19 protein-coding genes are annotated in these 18,657 nt (G+C 64.5%); 11 read left to right on the top strand and 8 right to left on the bottom strand.

What is annotated here, in order from left to right; all coding sequences use genetic code 11:
• Positions 1–55: 55 nt before the first annotated feature.
• Genes K1X41_RS06135 through K1X41_RS06125 form a run of 3 tightly spaced genes read right to left on the bottom strand, consistent with a single transcriptional unit; the run spans position 56 to position 3,832 of the window.
• The gene (locus K1X41_RS06135; protein ID WP_220175588.1) at positions 56–1,714 is read right to left on the bottom strand and encodes a dipeptide ABC transporter ATP-binding protein; all 1,659 of its coding nucleotides are present in this window, start codon (positions 1,712–1,714) and stop codon (positions 56–58) included.
• Positions 1,711–2,856, bottom strand: a complete 1,146-nt coding sequence (locus tag K1X41_RS06130; protein WP_220175587.1) for an ABC transporter permease — start codon at positions 2,854–2,856, stop codon at positions 1,711–1,713. The genes K1X41_RS06135 and K1X41_RS06130 overlap by 4 nt, the downstream gene beginning before the upstream one ends.
• 13 nt (positions 2,857–2,869) lie before the next feature.
• A complete protein-coding gene (locus K1X41_RS06125) occupies positions 2,870–3,832 on the bottom strand; it encodes an ABC transporter permease (RefSeq protein ID WP_132206440.1) in 963 nt (320 codons plus the stop codon).
• A 125-nt stretch (positions 3,833–3,957) separates the two neighbouring features.
• Here K1X41_RS06125 and K1X41_RS06120 point away from each other — a divergent pair, with 125 nt between their 5' ends.
• The 7 genes from K1X41_RS06120 (at position 3,958) to K1X41_RS06090 (ending at position 12,506) form a co-directional block, all read left to right on the top strand.
• Positions 3,958–5,607, top strand: coding sequence for an ABC transporter substrate-binding protein (locus K1X41_RS06120; RefSeq protein ID WP_133617668.1), 1,650 nt, complete (start codon positions 3,958–3,960; stop codon positions 5,605–5,607).
• Positions 5,604–6,173 (top strand): hypothetical protein, encoded by a 570-nt coding sequence (locus tag K1X41_RS06115; protein WP_220175586.1) that lies wholly within the window; start codon positions 5,604–5,606, stop codon positions 6,171–6,173. The genes K1X41_RS06120 and K1X41_RS06115 overlap by 4 nt, the downstream gene beginning before the upstream one ends.
• Entirely contained in the window at positions 6,170–7,213 is a 1,044-nt protein-coding gene (locus tag K1X41_RS06110; RefSeq protein WP_220175585.1) for a M17 family metallopeptidase, read from the top strand. The genes K1X41_RS06115 and K1X41_RS06110 overlap by 4 nt, the downstream gene beginning before the upstream one ends.
• A gap of 76 nt (positions 7,214–7,289) precedes the next feature.
• Positions 7,290–8,648, top strand: a complete 1,359-nt coding sequence (locus tag K1X41_RS06105; RefSeq protein WP_220175584.1) for an aspartate aminotransferase family protein — start codon at positions 7,290–7,292, stop codon at positions 8,646–8,648.
• A 77-nt stretch (positions 8,649–8,725) separates the two neighbouring features.
• A complete protein-coding gene (locus tag K1X41_RS06100) occupies positions 8,726–10,192 on the top strand; it encodes a xylulokinase (protein ID WP_133617666.1) in 1,467 nt (488 codons plus the stop codon).
• Positions 10,189–11,679 carry a serine hydrolase domain-containing protein gene (locus tag K1X41_RS06095; protein ID WP_133617665.1) on the top strand — a complete coding sequence of 497 codons (1,491 nt, stop codon included), beginning with the start codon at positions 10,189–10,191 and terminating at the stop codon, positions 11,677–11,679. The genes K1X41_RS06100 and K1X41_RS06095 overlap by 4 nt, the downstream gene beginning before the upstream one ends.
• Before the next feature lie 29 nt (positions 11,680–11,708).
• Positions 11,709–12,506, top strand: a complete 798-nt coding sequence (locus K1X41_RS06090; RefSeq protein ID WP_220175583.1) for a glucosamine-6-phosphate deaminase — start codon at positions 11,709–11,711, stop codon at positions 12,504–12,506.
• Here the strand turns inward: K1X41_RS06090 and K1X41_RS06085 are convergent.
• On the bottom strand, positions 12,503–12,847 hold the full coding sequence (locus tag K1X41_RS06085) for a DUF1801 domain-containing protein (RefSeq protein WP_220175582.1): 345 nt from the start codon (positions 12,845–12,847) through the stop codon (positions 12,503–12,505). The two genes, K1X41_RS06090 and K1X41_RS06085, sit on opposite strands and share 4 nt — an antisense overlap.
• A gap of 161 nt (positions 12,848–13,008) precedes the next feature.
• On the opposite strand from K1X41_RS06085, the gene K1X41_RS06080 reads away from it, so the two are divergent.
• A complete protein-coding gene (locus K1X41_RS06080) occupies positions 13,009–13,266 on the top strand; it encodes a hypothetical protein (RefSeq protein WP_133617663.1) in 258 nt (85 codons plus the stop codon).
• Between the two features lie 11 nt (positions 13,267–13,277).
• Here the strand turns inward: K1X41_RS06080 and K1X41_RS06075 are convergent, their stop codons facing one another.
• Positions 13,278–13,967, bottom strand: coding sequence for an esterase/lipase family protein (locus K1X41_RS06075; RefSeq protein WP_220175581.1), 690 nt, complete (start codon positions 13,965–13,967; stop codon positions 13,278–13,280).
• A 225-nt stretch (positions 13,968–14,192) separates the two neighbouring features.
• Between K1X41_RS06075 and K1X41_RS06070 the strand changes: the two genes are divergently transcribed.
• From K1X41_RS06070 to K1X41_RS06060, 3 genes are read left to right on the top strand one after another with little or no spacing between them, the layout of a single operon-like run.
• Entirely contained in the window at positions 14,193–14,474 is a 282-nt protein-coding gene (locus K1X41_RS06070) for a hypothetical protein (RefSeq protein WP_133617661.1), read from the top strand.
• Complete coding sequence (locus K1X41_RS06065) at positions 14,464–14,910, top strand: BLUF domain-containing protein (RefSeq protein ID WP_133617660.1); 447 nt, start codon at positions 14,464–14,466, stop codon at positions 14,908–14,910. The genes K1X41_RS06070 and K1X41_RS06065 overlap by 11 nt, the downstream gene beginning before the upstream one ends.
• A 13-nt stretch (positions 14,911–14,923) precedes the next feature.
• A complete protein-coding gene (locus K1X41_RS06060) occupies positions 14,924–16,102 on the top strand; it encodes a cytochrome P450 (protein WP_220175580.1) in 1,179 nt (392 codons plus the stop codon).
• Here the strand turns inward: K1X41_RS06060 and K1X41_RS06055 are convergent.
• The 3 genes from K1X41_RS06055 to K1X41_RS06045 all read right to left on the bottom strand — a co-directional run bounded on the left by K1X41_RS06055 (position 16,077) and on the right by K1X41_RS06045 (position 18,493).
• Positions 16,077–17,546, bottom strand: coding sequence for an FAD-dependent oxidoreductase (locus K1X41_RS06055; protein ID WP_258566720.1), 1,470 nt, complete (start codon positions 17,544–17,546; stop codon positions 16,077–16,079). The genes K1X41_RS06060 and K1X41_RS06055 overlap by 26 nt on opposite strands.
• A gap of 165 nt (positions 17,547–17,711) precedes the next feature.
• Positions 17,712–18,125, bottom strand: a complete 414-nt coding sequence (locus tag K1X41_RS06050; protein WP_258566674.1) for a lycopene cyclase domain-containing protein — start codon at positions 18,123–18,125, stop codon at positions 17,712–17,714.
• Entirely contained in the window at positions 18,122–18,493 is a 372-nt protein-coding gene (locus tag K1X41_RS06045; RefSeq protein WP_220175579.1) for a lycopene cyclase domain-containing protein, read from the bottom strand. Before K1X41_RS06045 ends, K1X41_RS06050 begins: the two co-directional genes overlap by 4 nt.
• Between the last annotated feature and the right edge of the window lie 164 nt (positions 18,494–18,657).

Genomic DNA, 18,657 nt, shown 5'->3' with positions numbered 1-18,657 from the left:
CAGCCTCCGCAGCGGCGGCCGCCGAATAGTCGCGGCGGCCGCGCTCCGGGACGCGCTACGCTTCGACGGCTCGGCGGGCCGCGCGCGCTGGGTCGGGGCTCGGAATGCTGTCGATCAAGAGGCGGGTGTACGGCTCGCGTGGCCGATGCACCACGTCCTGCGGCGCCCCGGACTCAACGATTTTGCCTCCGCGCATCACGATGATCCGGTCTGCGTACTCAGCCGCCGTAGACAGGTCGTGGGTGATCATGAGGATCCCCAATCCCTGTTGCTCCTTGAGGTCGGCGAGCAGTCTCAAGACGCCGGAACGCACTGAGACGTCAAGCATGCTCACCGGCTCATCTGCGAGCAATAGTGAGGGCTGGAGGACGAGCCCTGCAGCAATTGCCACTCGCTGGCGCTGGCCGCCAGACAGCTGATGGGGATACCGGTCGATGAAGCGCTCGGGAGGCGTGAGCCCCACTGACTCGAGCGCGGACACGACCAGATCCCGCCGCTCCGCGCGGCTTCCGCCCACCCGGTGGATCAGGAGCGGCTCCTCGAGCGTATCGCCGACGGTGAATCGGACGTCGAGCGACTCGTACGGGTCTTGAAAGATCGGCTGTACGCGGCGCCGGTGCCGCTTCCGTTCTGACCTGCGAGCCCCCAACACCGGTGTTCCATCGAGGTCGATCGTGCCGCGGGCTCCCGGAATCAGGCCGAGAACGGCCTGGAGTGTCGTCGTCTTGCCGCATCCTGACTGCCCTACGAGTGCGACCAGTTCACCCCGGGAGACGGTGAACGAGACATCGTCCACAGCGTGGGTGACCGGTTTGCCCGGATAGTCGACAGACAGGTGCTCAACGCGAAGAAGTGGTGTCGCATGTGGCGCAATCGTGCCGGAGCCCGCAACCATCTCGATGTCAGGCGTTGACTCGAACAGTTCCCGGGTGTAGTCCGAGCGCGGGGCGCGATACAGCTGCTCCACCGTCCCGGTTTCCACGATCACACCGTCGCGCATCACGGCCGCACGCGAGCAGCTCTGCGCTACGACGCCGAGATCGTGGGTGACGAGAATCACCGCGAGTCCAAGTCGCTCGGAAAGATCAACGAGAAGTCGCAGAATTTGAGCCTGCACCACAACGTCAAGTGCGGTGGTGGGTTCGTCTGCGAGCAGCACCTTGGGATCGCAGGAGAGCGCCATGGCGATCACCGCACGCTGCTTCATCCCGCCAGACAGCTCGTGCGGGTACTGCCCCTCCGTACCTGCGGGGAGGCCGACGAGCTCCAGCAGTTCGAGCACCCGCGCCTGTATTTCAGGGCCACTGCGTCCGTGGAAGCGGAGCGCTTCTTCAATCTGCCAGCCGATGGTCTTCACCGGGTTGAATGCGCTCATTGCCCCTTGGAAGACCATCGCGATGTCGGTCCAGCGGTGCGGCCGGATTCCGGCGTCGCCCCCGTTCAGGATGTCGGTGCCGGCAAAGCGGACTTCGCCTGCAACTGTGGCATTTGCGGGGAGGAGACCGAGGGCTGCGAGGATGGTCGTCGTCTTCCCGCACCCGGACTCGCCGACGAGTCCGATGCGCTCGCCTGGCGCGACCGTGAGGTCGATTCCACGGACGGTTTCGATCTCGCTCCCGTCGTCGGAGCGAAACCACACATGCAGGTTCCGGATTTCAAGCGCAGGTGTGGGGACTACGTCGGAGTTCCCCAGAGAGGACGGAGTAGGGATCATGCGCGGTCTCCATTCGTGTCTGGCTGCACCGGATCGGCGCCGGGTGGCGGCGCTGGCTGGGCCGGATCGGCGCCGGGGCTCGGCGCTGCGGGCTCCGGCTCCGGGGTGCTGGCTGAGTCTTGCTCGGCGGGCCGGGCGGAGCCCGGTGTCTCCTGCGCAGCAGCGATCCGGCGCTGCGCCCGTGATCGCCGGTCGATCTCGACGGTGGAACCCAGCGGGCGCACCGCCCAGGTCCGCAGTGCGAGATGCGAGATCTTGAGGCGAGGGTTGAGCGCGTCTTCGATGGCTCGGCCCAGCAAGTAGCAGCCGAGAATCAGGAGGGCGACGGCGATTCCAGCTGGAACGATTGCCCACCACGCTCCCGTGCTGATTGCGGCTCGGCTGAATGCTCGCTCCATGATCGTGCCCCACGTGATGGCGTTCGGGTCGGAAAGCCCGAGGAACGCGAGCGCGGTCTCGTTGAAGATGGCAACGGTGATCGCCAGTACTCCGCTTGCGGCGAGAAGTGGCCCAAGCTGGGGGAGGATATGGCGCAGGATGATCCGGGTGTGGCCGCCGCCGATCGCCTCCACACGCCGGACATACACGCGTTCTCGGATCGATTTGACCTGGGATCGAACGATGCGGGCGGTCGCGGTCCACATCAACGCGCCAATCACCACGATCACGTGGTCGAGGCTCGGCCCCCAGACAGCAGCGATCACGATCATGAGCACGATCTGGGGAATCACGAGGAAGTAGTCGGTGATTCGCATGAGCACGGTGTCGACCCAGCCGCCGAAGTATCCGGACAGGATTCCCACGCTTGTGCCGATGATGAGTGCAATCGCAGCGGCGGTGAACCCGACAAACATCGAGACTCTGCCGCCCTCGAGCACCAGGGTGAGGACATCGACGCCGCCGTCGTCACAGCCCAACCAATGCTGAGTTGACGGTGGCTCAAAGACGCCGCAGGTGACCGCGCGGCTTGAGTGCGGGGTCATGAGCGGAGCGAAGAGTGAAATCAGGATGAACCCGATGATGATCGCGATTCCGATGATTGCGCTGGGCTGCCGTGCCGCAGTGAGAAATGCCCCCCGCTTGCGGGTCTGGGGGCGCTTCTTTCGCGGGAGTGAGAACAGTGTGGTTCCTGGGGTAGACATAGATGCTCCACTCTCAATTCGCTACGCGAGGATCAATCCACGCGTAACTGAGGTCGGCGAGGTAATTGCAGACGACAACGATGATGGTGATGATGAGGAAGCCGCCCTGGAGCATGGGGTAGTCGCGCTGGAGCACTGCTTCATACAGTGCGCGCCCGATCCCCGGCCAGGAATAGATGACCTCGATGAGGATCGCGCCGCTGACAACTGTGCCGAGTGCGAGCGCGATCATGGTGACCGTCGGCAGCATGGCATTGCGGATTGCGTAGGAGCGGATGATGCGGCCGCGGGAGAGCCCTTTGGCACGAGCCGTCAGAATGTAGTCCTCGCCCAGCGTCTCGAGCACTGCTGAGCGCATGATCAGAAGGTTCTCTGCGTACAGAGTGAGCACGAGCGTCGCCACTGGCAGAATAAGATGTCTCGCCTGGTCCAGGAATTGATCCCACGGGCCAGCGGCCGCCGCAAATGGATCGCTCATGCCTGCCGAGGGCAACACTCCTGCGAAGGCGATGAGGAGCATCGCGCCGAGGAACTGGGTGGGGAACGCGTAAAACAGCACGGAAATGTTCGTCATCGTGTGGTCAAAGATGCTGCCGCGGCGCACTGCGCTCAGCACGCCGAGCAGGATCCCGATGATGAGCGCGATGATTGTGCCGGTGAGGACGAGCGGCAGCGTGTTCATGAAGGCGTGAGAGAGATTCTCCGCGACCGGCTGCCGGTTGTTGAAAGACACCCCGAGGTTGCCGGTGAAGAGTCCCTTGAGATACAGCAGGTACTGCTCCCAGACGGACTTATCGAGTCCAAACTGCTTCTCGAGCGCTTCTTTGAGTTCAGGCGATGCGTTGGGCACCCGCGAAATACGTGTCACAGCGGATCCGGGAAGTACCCGAAAGAGGACAAAGTTCAGGGATATGGCGACGAACACGGTGATCAGTGCAAACACCGTGCGGTGCCAGATGTATCTCCCTCGATGCATCAGCAGTCCTTTCCATGGCCGGTTGAAATGCGTCTATCGGTGGTCGCACCTACATAGTATGCTAAGTGTACTGAGATCCTAGGGCGTCGGAGTCGACTGGATCAAGAGCAATGAGGAGCTGATCAATGAAGATCTGGACGCGAAGAGCTGCAGCGGTGATGATTGCAGCAGTGTTGGCACTGACAGCATCGGCCTGCGCACCAGGCGGATCAGGGGCGGGTGAGAACTTTCTTCGGGTCGGAACTACGTCGCTCGTTGACTCGCTGAACCCCTTTGTGTCTGACTCCGACTACTCGAGTGTGCTCTATCAGTATGTCTATCCGCACCTCACCGAGTACGACGAGAATCTCGAGATCGTCCCCTCGTTCGCCGAATCATGGGAATCGTCGGAAGACGGCAAGACCTGGACGTTCACGACCGTTGCAGATCAGCAGTGGTCAGACGGGAAGCCTCTGACGGCCCGAGATGTGGCGTTCACCGCGAATATGATCGTCGAGCACCAGGCTGGGCCGACAGGCATTCTGGCAGGGTGGGTTGCTCACCTGCAGACGGCCGAGGCGATTGACGACACCACCGTGGTGTTCCACTACGAGTCGCCGGTGGCCAACGTGCTGACCCAGGTTCAGGCGCTGCATATCCTTCCCGAGCACATTTGGGCCCCACTTGCCCAGGGGGACGGCAGCGAAATCACCACGTTCGACAATGCTGCGCCGATCGTCTCTGGCGGCCCCTTCATCATGGAAAAGTACGAGAAAGATCAGCTCATGATGTTCTCGGGCAATGAGAACTGGTACGGCACGAAGCCCAAGATTGATGGGTTCGGCTTCCAGTTCTTCGCGAACGATGACGCAATGGTGTCCGCTCTGAAGAGCGGCCAGGTCGACATGATCGGCCAGATGACGCCGCCCACTGCCGTCCAGACCCTCAAGGATGCGGGGATGACCGTGGAGACGGGCCCGAGCGTGACCATCAAGAATGTCATCATCAACACCAACCCAGACAAGCCGGAACACCGAGAGCTGCTCGTCCCCGAGGTGCGCCAAGCGCTGGAGTATGCAATTGATCGCAGCGAGATTGTCGATCAGACGTATCTGGGCCATGCCGCACCGGGCGGAGCGCTCCTGTCACCGGCCACGGGATTTGCAAATGAATCTATTTCAGGGTTGCCGTTTGACATCGCTGCGGCGAATTCCATCCTTGACGGGCTGGGATATGCACGCGGTGCCGATGGGATCCGAGTGGCCGACGGTGTGCCGATGAAGTACGAACTGGTGTTCCCCACAGAGGAAAGCGGGTCGGGCGACCGGGCATTCCAAACCATGCAGCGCGGCTGGGAGGAGATCGGAGTGCTCGTGGAACAGCGCAAAATGGATCCTGATGCGGCCTGGGACGCGATCACCGCACCCGACAACCAGTACCTCGAGTACGACATTGCGATGTGGAACTGGACACCCCCAGTGGAGCCGGACTTCATCTTGAGCACCCTCACCTGTGGCTCATGGGGAAACAACTCTGACAGCGGATACTGCAACCCACGCTACGACGAACTTTATGCCGCGCAGGCCATCGAGCTCGATGAGGCGAAGCGCCGGGCGATCATCGACGAGATGCAGCAGATCATCTTTGACGATCGTCCGTACATTGTCTACGTCAATCCTCAGGTGATTGAGGCGCACAGTCCTCAGTGGACCGGCTTCGTGCTGTCGCCGCTAGTGGGGTCCATTAACAACCTCTCGACGCAAACGCTCACCTCGGTTGAACGGGTTGCCTCGTGACCGCCGACACGGGCACCGTGCACTACCTCTTGCTTCCCAGCCTCCCTGCGCCCGGGGGTGCGGCAGCTGCAGAATCTCCAGAGCTTGCCAGCGGTCTGGCGGCGGGCAGAGCCGCGCTCGCCGTCGCGCTCTTCGCGAGCGATGACGCGGCACGCACGGACGTCGCGGCGGCCGAAGCGCAACTCGTCGCGTACCTTGACGCGGGCGGAGTCGCCAGGAGCGCTGGCAGTGCGGCTGCCGGCGGAGCGGCCCGGTTCGTTATCTTGACCGCAGCCGGGCCTCGAACGGTGGTTGCCTGTCATGTCCCAGCTCGCAGGACGGGCCCCGGCGCCCCGGGAGACCTCGAACGCCTCGCTGAAGCCGGCTGGCGCTTCGGCGCTGCAGCACCGGGTGGGACTCTGTATTGGCCCGCGGGTAGTCGAGTGGGTGACGCGCTCCCGCGCGAAGACGCGGACGAATGGGGAGGGTTGCGGGACGCACAGCGCGAGGCGCTCTGGCGTGGTGCGGTGTTGGGGGTGCGGACCCGGCCGAGGACGACGGCTCTGAACACGCGGCGCGCGCAGTGAGGCCGATCTTCGGCGACGGAGCCGTGGTGTCGGATCGAGCGCAGCGTCAGGCTGCGGCAGTGGCCTGGGTGCGGCGGTTGACCGAGCGCCCGCCAAATCTGCTCGGGCCAGCAGAGCTCGCCGCAGAGATTTCAGCCCTTGCGGAGGGTGCAGGGGTGCAGTGTGAAGTGTGGGCGGGAGACGAGCTCGCCTCGCGCGGGTTCGGTGCCACGATTGGCGTCGGGAGCGGGAGTGATCGCGCACCCCGCGTCGTTCGGCTGACGTGGGGAAGTGATGCGGCAGCTGCGGCAACGCTCGGCCTCGTGGGGAAGGGAATCACGTTCGACTCGGGCGGGCTCAACGTGAAACAGGACTCAAGCGAGATGTCTTGGATGAAGGCCGATATGGCCGCCGCAGCTGCAATGTCTGCTGCGCTCGTGTTGAGCGCGCAAGCCACGGGCGCAGACCTCGCGGACGGGCGTCGGGTGGAAGCAATTCTCCCGCTGTGCGAGAACGTGATATCTGGGACGGCGCAACGCCCGGGAGATGTGGTGACGCACCCGGGCGGGGCGACCAGTGAAGTCGTCGATACTGACTGTGAGGGGCGCCTGGTGCTCGCGGATGGGATCGCGTGGTGCCGCGAACGTGGTCACGCCGTGATCCTCGACGCTGGCACACTCACCGATGGCGGAGCGGGGCTTCGGGCGTCGGGGATCTGGTCGAACCATGAGGGTCTGGCGCGAGCAGTTGAGCACGCTGGGCGTGTGGCTCTTGATCCGGTGTGGCCCATTCCGCTGCCCTATGGGGAGGAGTCTGCCCTGGAGAGTCGGGTGGCGGGGGTGCGAAATGCCCCGCTTGACCGGCCGGACATGGGGCGGCACGCGGCGAGCTATCTCGGTGGCTTCGCGGGAGATGTGCCGTGGGTGCACATTGATCTCGGCGGCACCGCGTTTCTCGAAGCGCCTCTTGCGGGTCGTCCCGAGGGGGCGACGGGGGCAGGCACGCTCGTGAGTGCCGAAGTGGCCGAGGCGTGGTTGCGAGGCGCACCGCTCATTGCTTGACTTCCCGCTCAGAATGCTTAGTATATTAAGTGGCTTCACTCGGAAGCCTCGATGTTGAGATTTTGAAAGGGCTGACGTGGATATCACCTTCGACACACAGTTCCCGGAGCGTACCGCGCGGTCGCGCGAACTCTTTGAGCGTGCCAAGCTCACGATCCCTGGCGGTGCGGGCAGCACCGCCCGGCTGCCGCGCAATGGCTGGAATCCCTACCCCCTGTTCATGGAGCAGGGACGCGGCTCGCGTATTACTGACGTCGACGGGAACGAGTACGTTGACTATCTGCTCGGCCTTGGCCCAGATATCCTCGGGCATCGCCACCCGGTCGTGACCGAGGCGGTCGTCCGCGCGATTGAGGATCAGGGCACGAGCTTCGGCCTCCCGTACGAGCTCGAGATTGAAGCCTCAGAGAAGGTGGTTGCCGCGGTGCCCGGCGTAGAGCAGGTCCGGTTCGCGAACTCCGGATCAGAGGCCGTGGGGCAGGCAGTCCGGATTGCCCGCGCGACGACCGGACGGCGCATCATCGTGCGTTTCGAAGGCCTCTACCACGGCTGGCAAGACAGCGTCTACTGGTCCAACCACGTCGATCTGGATCAGGCGGGCCCCGCAGAGAGCCCACGGCCGGTCGCCATGGGCCTCGGCGTCCCCGCAGAACTCGCGGACACGCTCGTCGTGCTCACCTGGAACGACGCCGAGAGTTTCGTGAAGCTCATGGCGGAGCGCGGTGAGGAAATCGCCGCGGTGATCACAGAGCCCGCAGTGCTCAACACTGGCTGCATCCTGCCCGAGCCTGGCTATCTTGAGCTCCTGCGGTCTGAGACCGAGAAATACGGTGCCATGCTGATCTTCGACGAGGTCATCACCGGCTTCCGGATCGCACGCGGTGGTGCTCACGAGTACTACGGAGTCATTCCGGACCTCACCACCTACGCGAAGGGAATCGGGGGAGGGTTCCCCGTTGCGGCAATCGGCGGCACGAGAGAAGCGATGCGGCTGATCGCTGACGGCACCTACTCGCACTCTGGCACCTACAACGCGAACACGGTGCAGTGCGCTGCCGTCTCCGCGACGATGGATCTGATCGCAGAGCCGGGGCTCTACGAGCGCCAGCGTGCGCGCGGTGAGCGGCTCGCACGAGGGCTTGAAGCTATCGCGAATGAGAACGGAATCGACGCGTACGTGACCGGACTCGGCACTGTGTTTCAGCTCTGGTTCGCGGACGGTCCCATCAAGAACTGGCGTGACGCGGTGGCACACACCCGTGAGGGCGTGTTCAAGCGCTGGTACGAAGAAATGATCGTTCGCGGAGTGCTGTTCCACCCGCTGCAGTTCGAGAACCTGTTCGTGTCCCTCGTGCACGACGAACGCGATATCGACGACACGCTCGAGGCAGCATCCGGCGCGATGAAGGTGCTTGCGCGGGAGTTTCGACGCTAGTGTGCGAACGGGGCTGGCTCGGCGCACGCCGCAGACCAGCCCCACCCCAATGATGGAACTCCGAGGGAAGGACAGCTATGGCCCAGCGCACGGGGATCGCGATCGGCCTTGATCTGGGCACGTCGAGCCTGAAAGCGATCGCGGTCGAGATCGAAACCGGCAGGGTCATTGAGCGGGTACGGCAGCCCTACCCCACCCACCGGCCTGAGCCGAGCGCGGCGGAACAGGCGCCTCGGGACTGGATGGCCGCCGTCGTCGGAGCGCTGGGGAGACTCGCTGCGGCCACCCGCGCTGCTGACTGGGTCGGGATTGCACTTTCCGCAATGCTCCCGACGATGGTGCGTCTCGACGCGTCGGGAGAGCCCATTGGCAACGCAATCGTGTGGGAAGACAACCGAGCTGAACCGGAGGCGCGGCACCTGCGGGAGCACTATCCCGAGGCCACTGCATACGCTCGCACCGGCCAGCTCATGGATGGGCGCTACCTGGTGCCGATGTCCGCACGGTTGGCGCGCTTGGACCCGGCGAGTGCGGAGCGGGTGGCGAGGATCGTGGGGGCAAAAGACTATGTCTTTGCGCAGCTCACCGGTGAACTGCTCACAGATCCGAGCACTGCTGCAGGCTCCGGGGTGTACGACCTGGCCCGGGGCGAGTACGCCACAGGAGCGTGGGGAGCGCTTCCCACGGTCGCCGCTGCCACAACGCTCAGAGGCCTGCACCCCGGTGTGGCGCGCCTGGTTGGCACGGCGCCTGGAATCCCAGTTGCTCTGGGAGCGGCCGACTCCGTGCTGGGCGCCGAAGCGCTCGGCGCGCGGCCCGGCCACGACATTGCGATCATCTCCGGCACGAGCACGGTCGTTCTGGGCCTGCGTGAGACGCTCGCCCTCGAACCGAAGAATCGTGCGCTCGTGACCCCGCTGGCGCGCGGCGGATACGGTTTCGAGATGGACCTCGTGGCGACAGGCTCCGCGTTCCAGTGGCTTGCGCAACTCACCGGAGCTGCTTCGCCCGCGGTGCTGCTCGAAGAGGCAGCGCCGATTTCACCGATCGAAGCACCGGAAACGCTGCCCTTTGTCGGACCGGGGGAGCAGGGTGCCCTCTGGGACTCAGCGTTGCGCGGAGCCTTTCTCGGGCTCACGCTCGGAACAACCCGAGGTGCGCTCATGCGGGGTCTCATCACGGGAGTCATTCTGGAGCTTCGGCGCTGTGTGGCAGTGCTCGCGGAATCGCCAGATGCCAGAATCTTAGTTGCGGGAAGTTCGCTCTCTTCCGAACTCATGCTGCAGGATCTCGCCGATGCGACAGGTCTCCAAGTCGCGGCAGATCGCAGCGACGCGGACCACTCGGCCCTCGGCGCGGTGGGAGTGCTGCTCGACGGCCTCGCACTCCCCGCACTTCCCCCAATCACCACGTTCGAGCGCTTTGATCCCCGCCCCGATCGAGCAGTGATGTGGGCCGAGCTTGCTGCCCGACAAGAGACGGCTATCGCACGCGAGCGCGAGCGCGTCGCGGGAGAAAACGCGGGAGAACGAGAGACATCATGAACCCGGTCCCACAGCACGGCACCCCTCGAACCCTCACCACGCCGAGTGAGCTTCCCGGCAGCACGCGGGTGAGCGCGCTCCTGAAACAACTGTGTGAAAACGCTCCAGTCGCAGGTGGCACCCTCGCGGTGGCGACCCCGCACGGTGCGGTTGCCTACGCCTTCGGCTCCCGCGGTGCACACGGCGGTCCGGTTACCGTCGGTGATCGCTTCGAAATCGGTTCGATTTCCAAGACCGTTGCTGCGCTCGCCGCAGCGCGACTTGCCGTGACGGGGCAGTGGAGCCTCGACGATCACGTGTGTGATCTCCTGCCCTGGCTTCGCCTCCCCGCGGAGGCGGGAAATCCCAGCATCCGGCATCTGCTGACACACACCACCGGGTGGATCACGGGCAACGATGCCCTGCCAGGAGAGGCGGGCCAAGCGTGGGGACTGGCCAGCACGCGTGCCGGGAGTCCGCCAGGCGCTTTTTTCCACTACAGCAACATCGGATATGTGGTGCTGGGCCTGGCCATAGCGGAAGTGACGGGCACGCCATTCCACCGTGCGGTGCGCGAACTCGTGCTCGATCCGCTCGGGATGAGTGGGACGCTTGCGCAGGTGACCGGTGCAGAACGCGAGAGCATCGTTCCTGGCACCGTGCCCTCCCGCGACGATGCTCCGTGGACGCCGGGTGACTCGCTCGCAGATGCCGCCTGGGTGGAACCGGCCGGAGCAGACGGAAACGTCGCAGCGAACGTGAGCGAGTTGCTTGCCTTCGCAGTGCATCTCACGGACCCCACCGCCACCCCAGAGGCGGAGTGGCTCCCCGCGGCGGTCGCACTGTTGTCGCGCGAACGCGCTCCCGGCGGCGAGGACGTTCTGGCCGCCGGACGCCACCTCCCCGTCGTTGCGGCGCGATACGGGCTTGGCGTGAATGTGGAGGAGACGTCCGAGGGGACGCTGCTCACCCACGGCGGCGGAATGATTGGCTACGGCTCATTCATGATCTCCGATTCCGCTTCAGGAATCGCAGTGGCGGTGCTGCTGTCCGCACCGGGTGAACGGCCATACGCCGAGCTCCTGGCGCGCGAGGTGCATGCATCGGCTGTGCTCGACGCCGCCAACGCGATCAACGTCGAAGCTCCCGTGCTGAGCGCGGGGCAGCTGGATCCCGTTGCATCACTCCTCCCAGTCCGTGCCCCACTGCAGCCTGGCACCGACGAGCTCGCTGGAATCACCGGGTGCTTCCGCAGCTACTCTCCGTGGTTCCCCCACCTGGAGCTCGGAGTGGACGGTGCGGGAACACTGGTGCTTCGGGCGTACGCCGGAGTCGAAGCACCGACAGCAGACGTGCCGCTCGTGCGGTTGCCCGGCCACAGACTCCGCTTCCGGATCGGCGCCGATCCCCGGCTGCCAGAAACCATCGAGTGTGATGCGATCATCGACGGAATCGTCCATGTGCTCGATCGCGATGGCTGCCGCTACTCACGGGTGGCAGCCCGATGACCACGACGCGATCCCGGAATGACCACGCCATGCGCACAGTGCCAGAACGAGAAGAGGCCCATCCGATGAATGTTGCTGTGTACACCTCCCGTGAAGCGCTCGGACGTGCAGTCGCCGCGCGAATCGTCGCTGAGATCCGGGTCAATCCTCACACCGTCGTGGGGCTGGCGACCGGATCATCGCCCGTCGCCGCGTATGCCGCCTGGGGTGAACTCGCTCGGGCGGAGGAACTCGATCAGAGCCGTGTTCGCGGCTTCGCGCTTGATGAGTACATTGGTATCGATCCAGCGCATCCCGAGAGCTTTCACGCGGTCATCGCTCGGGAGGCCGTCGGGCCGGCGGGGTTGGTTCCGGAGCTGGTGCGGGTGCCGCGCGCGGCAACGCTGGCGGAATCACAGGCCGCTGGAATCGAGTACGAGCGGGAGATGGCGCAGGCCGGCGGGGTCGCGATTCAGATCCTCGGAGTGGGACGCAACGGCCACCTGGCGTTCAACGAACCAGGATCTGATCTTGAATCCCGGACCAGAGGGGTCACACTGACCGAGGAGACTCGAGCAGATAACGCCCGGTTCTTTGACCAGCCGGAGCAGGTCCCTGAGCACGCAATAACACAGGGAATCGACACCATTTTTCAGGCCGATGAACTGCTGGTGATCGCGAGTGGGGCAGCGAAGGCCGCAGCAGTAGCTGCTGCGCTCGAAGGCCCTGAAACGCTCGAGGTGCCGGCAAGTTTGCTGCGTCGGCACCCGCGTGTGAGGTGGTTCCTCGATCAAGCTGCTGCGGCTGATTTGAGCTCCGAAGCGCTCGTACTCGCGCAGCAGGCTTAGCGTTCGTTTCGCGCTACAGCGCTGCGCACGAGCGCGGTGAGAGCTGTCTCATCGACCGTATCGGTTTCGTGAAGATCAATGGCGCGGCGTGTGCCTGCGGTGAGACTGGCATTGAACAGCCCAGCTGGATCCGGCACCGAGGCTCCGCGTGCGAACGTGATCTTGACGGTATCGCGATATGTCTCGACGGTGCAGATGAGGCCATTGAGCGAGAACGCCGGCACCCCATCCGGGTTCGAGGCCTTCGCCCACTTCCGCTCTTCGGTGATACCCGGGTGCGCAGCCAAAATCGCAGATCGTGCTCTGTCGACCGTGGTTGCGCGCCAATCTTCTGCGGTCATCGTGTTGGCCCTTTCCGCTCGGAGCACGCTAGGCCCGGCTCAGCCTGGGCGCCCGGTGCGCGCCAGCCTAGCCCCATGGAAGCGGAAGCGGAAGAACCCTGTCGGATCAGGCTCTGGGGCGACTGCTCCTTGAATTCGCCGGAAATCGATAGGCTCGGGGCATGGGTGATTACGTCTCGACCGGCATGTTCTGGGGTACGCTCGCCCTGATCAATGCTGGGCTGGCGGAGCAGAAGGGGAGATCTCGGCTGAACTGGTTCCTGCTGAGCCTCGTGTTCGGACCCATCGCGACCGCGCTGATCGTGGTATGGGAGCGTCCGGACTCGCCTCACGAGACCTACGGTGATGCCTGGGCTCGGAGCTGGTCGCGGCGGAACGCGAAGCGTGCTCGGAAACGGTCTGGGGCAGAAACACGCTGAGGCGAGTGCAGTCAGTCCGGCCGATCCCCTGATGCGGAGGCAGCAACCAGGCGAATCTCTGCGAGCGTGCGTGGGTGCGCGAGAATGCGGAAATGACCGCCGGTATCAACGCACACATTGTGAGCGCCCAAGAGAGCACTCTGCTCGGGAACGTGCGGATCAAAACGGGGATACACCGAGGTGATTCGCGCGTTGACGGCGGTTGTGTGCATGAGGTGCACGAGTGTCGCATCCGCTGGCGAGAATGCGCGCAGCGTCGGTCCACGAAAGTACTGGGCGTAGCGTGAGCCACCAAATGGGGTGGCGATCGCCACCATCGTCTGGATCCGAAAGGTGTCGGCACCGAAAGACATTGCGTGTTTTCCGATCAAGCCCCCTTTGCTGTGCGCAACGATGGCCACATCAGTTAGATCCTGTGCCGCCAGGTAATCTCCAACGAGGCGTGCTCCGTCCGCAACCGGAACTCGGTTGTATCGCAACGGGTCGAGGATATGCACCGGGTGGCCCCGATCGGTGAGATCGGTGATGATCGGCATCATGAATCGCCAGGGCTCGTAGACGCCTGGCAGGATCAGAACCGGCCTGGCGCTGCCACGCAGCAGCAGTTGCGGGTCTTGCCGTCGCCAGAGCGCACTGAGCTGCCACTTCGCGGCATACAAGTAGTCGGCCATCCACCAGTAGGTGCGCTGCAAGATCGTCATCGGTGGCCTCCGGTGAGCACACTACTTCATCGAAGGCTCGGGCGGCCCGAAGCGGATCAGGAAATGGCCTGACCCGCCCCGACCCGACTCGAAAGTGGCCGGGCTCTGTCGCGCACCCTTCGCCCCGCGACAGGCGCGCCACGACTCGGCAGTTGCGTGCTTTGATATGGTGAAGAGGTGCTCGCGCGGTGATTCGTTTGGGTACCTGAAGCGAATGAGGTGGCCTTGGGAAACGAGTCGCTCCTGGGAAGTGATGAGGTCGCTCTCACGTGGTCATGCGTCGAGGAAGGCTTCTACGTTGCAAGCGTTGGCGTCCTCATGGTCGGGTTCATCGACCAGATCGAGCCAGCCCTCTTCGAAGTGTGTGATTCGCGCGCGCGGGTGCTTGGCCTCTTTGACCGGTTGGAGACTGCCATGGGTCGACTGTCAGAGGCAGGCACAACCGTGAGTGCGGACCCGCAGATAGACGCGCTCGGCGCAGCAGAGGAGCCGCGTGATGAGCAGTAACCCAGTGGATCTGCGCGCGATTGTGTACTCGAGCGATGCCACCGCTCCGGTGGACGAACCGCAGCTCATTGAGCTGCTTGAACGGGCGCGGTCGAAGAATGGGCGGCTGGGGATCACCGGCATCCTGTTTTTCCGGGGCGGGCGTTTCTTGCAGTACATCGAAGGTCCGCGCACAGCGCTCGATGAACTGTACGACGATATCTCGCGGGACTCGCGCCACACCCATCTGCGGGTACTCCTCAACGCGGAAATCTCCGAGCGCAGGTTTGATACGTGGCGCATGGGCTACGAGGCTCTGCGCCCCACCTCGCCGCAGCTGCCCGAAGGGTTCCGCGACACATTCGCGGAGATCGAGCGGGCGGACTCCCCAGAACACGTGATGCGGGCGCTCAACGAGCTCACCATCTGGTTCCGTGCGAGGTCCGCGCGCGGGTAACGCGGAGGTGACGATGCGAGCGAGCAAGCGGCAGGAGCAAGATTCACACACAGTGCCGGATCCCGGCGTCCAGTGCGTGGCGAAGCTCACCGGTATGCGCGAGAGCGCGGCGCTCCTGCGAGCGAAAGGTGCAACCACGCAGGCGGGGTTCACGTCGGAGCGCATTCCCGCGCGGCTCTTCAGACACCGGCCGATTCTGATGGACGACGGTCCCGAGCATCTTGAGCATCGGAAGCGGCTGGTCAGGTTTTTTAGTCCGCGCACACTGGAAGTCACGCATCGCGCGTTCATCGAGCGCGCAGCCGCGGATCTCGTGGCGGATGCGCAGCGCGAGGGGAGGTGCCGGATCGACGATCTCGCGCTGATCTATTCGGTGCGTGTCGCATCGGAGATCGTGGGGCTGAATGGCGGAGATACGGAAGCTCTCGCACGGCGCCTTGAAGCGTTCTTCCGGCAACCACCGGTAGACCATACGCGCAGGGATCACGGCCGCACGCAGCGTCAGTGGGCGCGGGCCGCCAAAGAAGCGCTGGTGCCACTTATGAGCTTCTACTGGCGCGACGTGCGTCCTGCGATCCGGGCGAGACGGGCCCAGCCTGCCGACGACATCATCAGCCATCTCCTCGCGCACGGATACCGTCCCCGTGAGATCCTGATGGAGTGCCTCACGTACGGTACGGCCGGGATGGTGACCACGCGCGAATTCATGACCATGGCGCTGTGGCGGCTCTTGCGGGATCCTGCCCTGTGCGCCGAGTATCTCGCGGCGGACGTGACCGGGCGCACTGAGCTCTTGAGTGAAATGATCCGGCTTGAGCCGCCGGTGGCTCACCTCTATCGCCGGGTGCGCGAACAAGCCGCGGGCTGCCCGCACGACCCGGGCACGCTCGTGGATATCGACGTGCGCGCAGCAAACCTTGATCCTGACGTCTTTGGTCCGGAACCGGCAACGATCGAGCGGGGCCGGGGCCTCCCAGCGGCCGAGCGGACCGGTCTGAGTTTTGGCGACGGGGCGCACCGCTGCCCAGGGTCGCACCTCGCGCTGCTCGAGACCGAGACACTGCTCACCACGCTACTCGAAGCCGGGATCACGCTTGCGCGAGAACCAGATCGCGGCTTCGACACTCTGGTGCAGGGCTATCAGCTGCGTGGGCTTGAGGTGAGCTTCACCTCCACGGCAGCTGCGCCATAAGCTTCCGCGACACCCTCGGCCACCGGTGGCGGCCGTGGGTAGGCACGCTCCAGAGCGTGTGTCCCGCAGCTCCCCAGCCGCAGAGCAGTTCGTTCGCCGCCATCCAGCCAGTCGTCGCGGCCCGTTCCATGAGCGCGATCGGGAGGTCGCTGCGCACCCAATCGCCCGCAAGCACCAGGCCGTGAGCCGGAGTGATCACCTGCGGACGATCGTCCCAGGAGTCCGTGCCGATGAGTGCGCAGTCGCGTTCAACAAGGAGGATCTCCGCGGTCGCAGTCAGCGCAGCGGTCTCAGGGTACACGCGTTCGAGTTCCCTTCGGAGCTGAGCGGCAAGCTCCCGCTGCCGCTCAGGATCGTCCAGGTCTGCGGGGTCAATGGCATACGCGTGGAGTTCCACCACGCTCCCGCCGTGTTCGCGCGACCACGCCAGAGCGCCGGCCTCGAACCGTTCGAGCACACTGACATTGTCGAGCGGCCCGAACCCCGCGGTGCCGAGAAATGGTGGACGGTCCGGGTGGACCACCCCGTCGAACCAGAGCCGAAGCACAGCGAACGGCGGTGCGAGCTCAATGCGCTCGATGCTCTGCCGCCAGCGGTCCGTACCGAGCTCTGGCGAGGCCGCAATGATCTCGCGCGTGGCTTCGGGGCCCGCAGCGAGCACAATGGCATCTGCCGTTTCGATGCTTCCATCGGCTAAGAAGACGCGCCACTCGGGTTCCGGAGCTGCCAGCGACTCCGGAGTTCCTTCTCGCCCGGTTCCGGAGAAAGCTTCCGGCCCGGACTCATGGTGCGCTCGGCGCTGCTCGACGCTCGTCACGGCTCCGCGCACTCGCCGCATCCCTGCCGCTTCGAGAGCCCGACCCAGTGGCGCCCAGAGTGAGGTGTCGAAGTCATCGCGTGGCACGTCGAAGAGCAGGCCTTCCGCGGAACCGAGGAAGTACGCGTGGAACATTGCGACGAGTTCGCCCGCGGAGAAGTCGCTCGGATCCGCGAAGAAACTGCGCGCGAAGACTTCGAGCGCGAGATGTCGGGCTCGATCTGGGAAGCGCAACTGGTCGAGGAACTCGGCGGCGCTCACTCCGTCAAGTTTCCGGAACGTCTCAGGAAACTCGACGTCCAGCAGCGAAAGCGCCGTGTCGATGTCGACGTGCGCGAGGTCGCGGGCCCGGAACGTCGGGCTCCGCGCGACGAACGTCATGAAGTTCCAGGGAGGAGTGCGGGGGATCTTGGCGAACGAGTCGGCGTCGCCGCGCGCGCTCACTACCGGGTAGTCGGCGATGGGGCTGAGCATCGTATCCAGATCGCCCGCCCGGGTGAGGAGCTCGCGCAGGTTGTAGTACTGCCGGAAGAATGCGTGGAACCCGCGGCTCATCGTCACGTCTCCGGCGTCGGTCGTGGCCTCCCAGGAGCGCACTCTGCCGCCCAAACGATCCTCTGCCTCGATGAGTGTGACCTCGACGCCGCGCTCAGCGAGTCCGCACGCGGCGGCGAGCCCGGCGATCCGCCCCCAACCACCACCACTTTGCGCGGTTGGGTCACACGGGGTGTGCCGGGGTGGGCAGGGAATTCAGCGGCGCGGCGATCGCGCCGGGGGCTCGCTGGGTCATACTCAGCCTCTCGTCGTTTCGTGCGGCATCTGCGTCGGCGTTGGGATCTGCGGTGGCATCTCCGTCTGCGTTGGCGCGTGCCTCCGCGTTGGCGAGGGGCGCACCGAGCGCCGTGCCGTGACTTTCCACACCAGAAGCGTGAGGGTGAGCATTGCAAAACCAAACCCGAAGTCCTCAACCGGAATGTCCCAGGGGAACCTCACTCCGAGCATGGTCTCGGGCGTGTAGATCACGATCGGGTTGGAGAGTTTGGTGAGCCAGCCGTCGACGAGCACTTGGAACGAGAGCATGATCACCATTGCGACCCAGTACTGGGCGGTGCGGAAGATCCCGGTCTTCAGCCAGAGCAACTCGATGAGGATCACCGCGATCATGGTGAGGAGTGTTGCGACGGGGTACAACGCCCAGGGATTCATCGTTCGTTCCTCATTGAATCGGTCGTGTGCCGTCGTGTGAGGCGACGCAGCCACGTGAGGACACGGCCCACCGCCTCATAGGTGAGCACACCACAGATGGGGATCGCGATAAAGAAGACGAGTTCTTCGAGCGGGAGACCAAATGGAAGCATGATCCCGGTGGTGAACTGTGGGTTATAGCTCCACATTCCAGCACCGATAGCCGCGATATCCCAGACCGAGAACACGATCACCGTCACCAGAATCGCCTGAAGGAGCCGCAACGGAGCGCGGTAGACGCGCGCTCCCAGCACGAACTCAAGCGGCAGCGTCAGGAGGAGACAGCCGGCCATGAGCGCGAGGTACTGGAGAGAATCGGGGATTGTCATCGGGTCGTGTGCTCCCTTCGAAGGGTCGAACGGGGTCGTGGTTCGGGGGCAGGGTCGCCCCAGTACCGTGCGAGAGATCTGAGGCGTCGTCCGCGCCAACGCCAGGTGACCCACAGCACGGGTGCACCTATCAGTGCGGCACCGCCGGAAACGGTGAGTTCGTC

Origin of the sequence: Leucobacter luti (assembly GCF_019464495.1) — a bacterium.
In the GTDB taxonomy this organism is placed as follows: Bacteria; Actinomycetota; Actinomycetes; order Actinomycetales; family Microbacteriaceae; genus Leucobacter; species Leucobacter luti_A.
Note: the sequence above shows the minus strand (reverse complement) of the source record. Positions and strands in the feature narration are given on the sequence as shown.

Bases quoted from the DNA above. Each gene is read 5' to 3' on its own strand.
- K1X41_RS06060 (WP_220175580.1), top strand. From the start codon at position 14,924: ATGCGAGCGAGCAAGCGGCAGGAGCAAGATTCACACACAGTGCCGGAT.
- K1X41_RS06100 (WP_133617666.1), top strand. From the start codon at position 8,726: ATGGCCCAGCGCACGGGGATCGCGATCGGCCTTGATCTGGGCACGTCG.
- K1X41_RS06065 (WP_133617660.1), top strand. From the start codon at position 14,464: ATGAGCAGTAACCCAGTGGATCTGCGCGCGATTGTGTACTCGAGCGAT.
- K1X41_RS06050 (WP_258566674.1), bottom strand. From the start codon at position 18,125: ATGAATCCCTGGGCGTTGTACCCCGTCGCAACACTCCTCACCATGATC.
- K1X41_RS06135 (WP_220175588.1), bottom strand. From the start codon at position 1,714: ATGATCCCTACTCCGTCCTCTCTGGGGAACTCCGACGTAGTCCCCACA.
- K1X41_RS06120 (WP_133617668.1), top strand. From the start codon at position 3,958: ATGAAGATCTGGACGCGAAGAGCTGCAGCGGTGATGATTGCAGCAGTG.
- K1X41_RS06095 (WP_133617665.1), top strand. From the start codon at position 10,189: ATGAACCCGGTCCCACAGCACGGCACCCCTCGAACCCTCACCACGCCG.
- K1X41_RS06080 (WP_133617663.1), top strand. From the start codon at position 13,009: ATGGGTGATTACGTCTCGACCGGCATGTTCTGGGGTACGCTCGCCCTG.
- K1X41_RS06125 (WP_132206440.1), bottom strand. From the start codon at position 3,832: ATGCATCGAGGGAGATACATCTGGCACCGCACGGTGTTTGCACTGATC.
- K1X41_RS06130 (WP_220175587.1), bottom strand. From the start codon at position 2,856: ATGTCTACCCCAGGAACCACACTGTTCTCACTCCCGCGAAAGAAGCGC.
- K1X41_RS06085 (WP_220175582.1), bottom strand. From the start codon at position 12,847: ATGACCGCAGAAGATTGGCGCGCAACCACGGTCGACAGAGCACGATCT.
- K1X41_RS06045 (WP_220175579.1), bottom strand. From the start codon at position 18,493: ATGACAATCCCCGATTCTCTCCAGTACCTCGCGCTCATGGCCGGCTGT.
- K1X41_RS06090 (WP_220175583.1), top strand. From the start codon at position 11,709: ATGCGCACAGTGCCAGAACGAGAAGAGGCCCATCCGATGAATGTTGCT.
- K1X41_RS06075 (WP_220175581.1), bottom strand. From the start codon at position 13,967: ATGACGATCTTGCAGCGCACCTACTGGTGGATGGCCGACTACTTGTAT.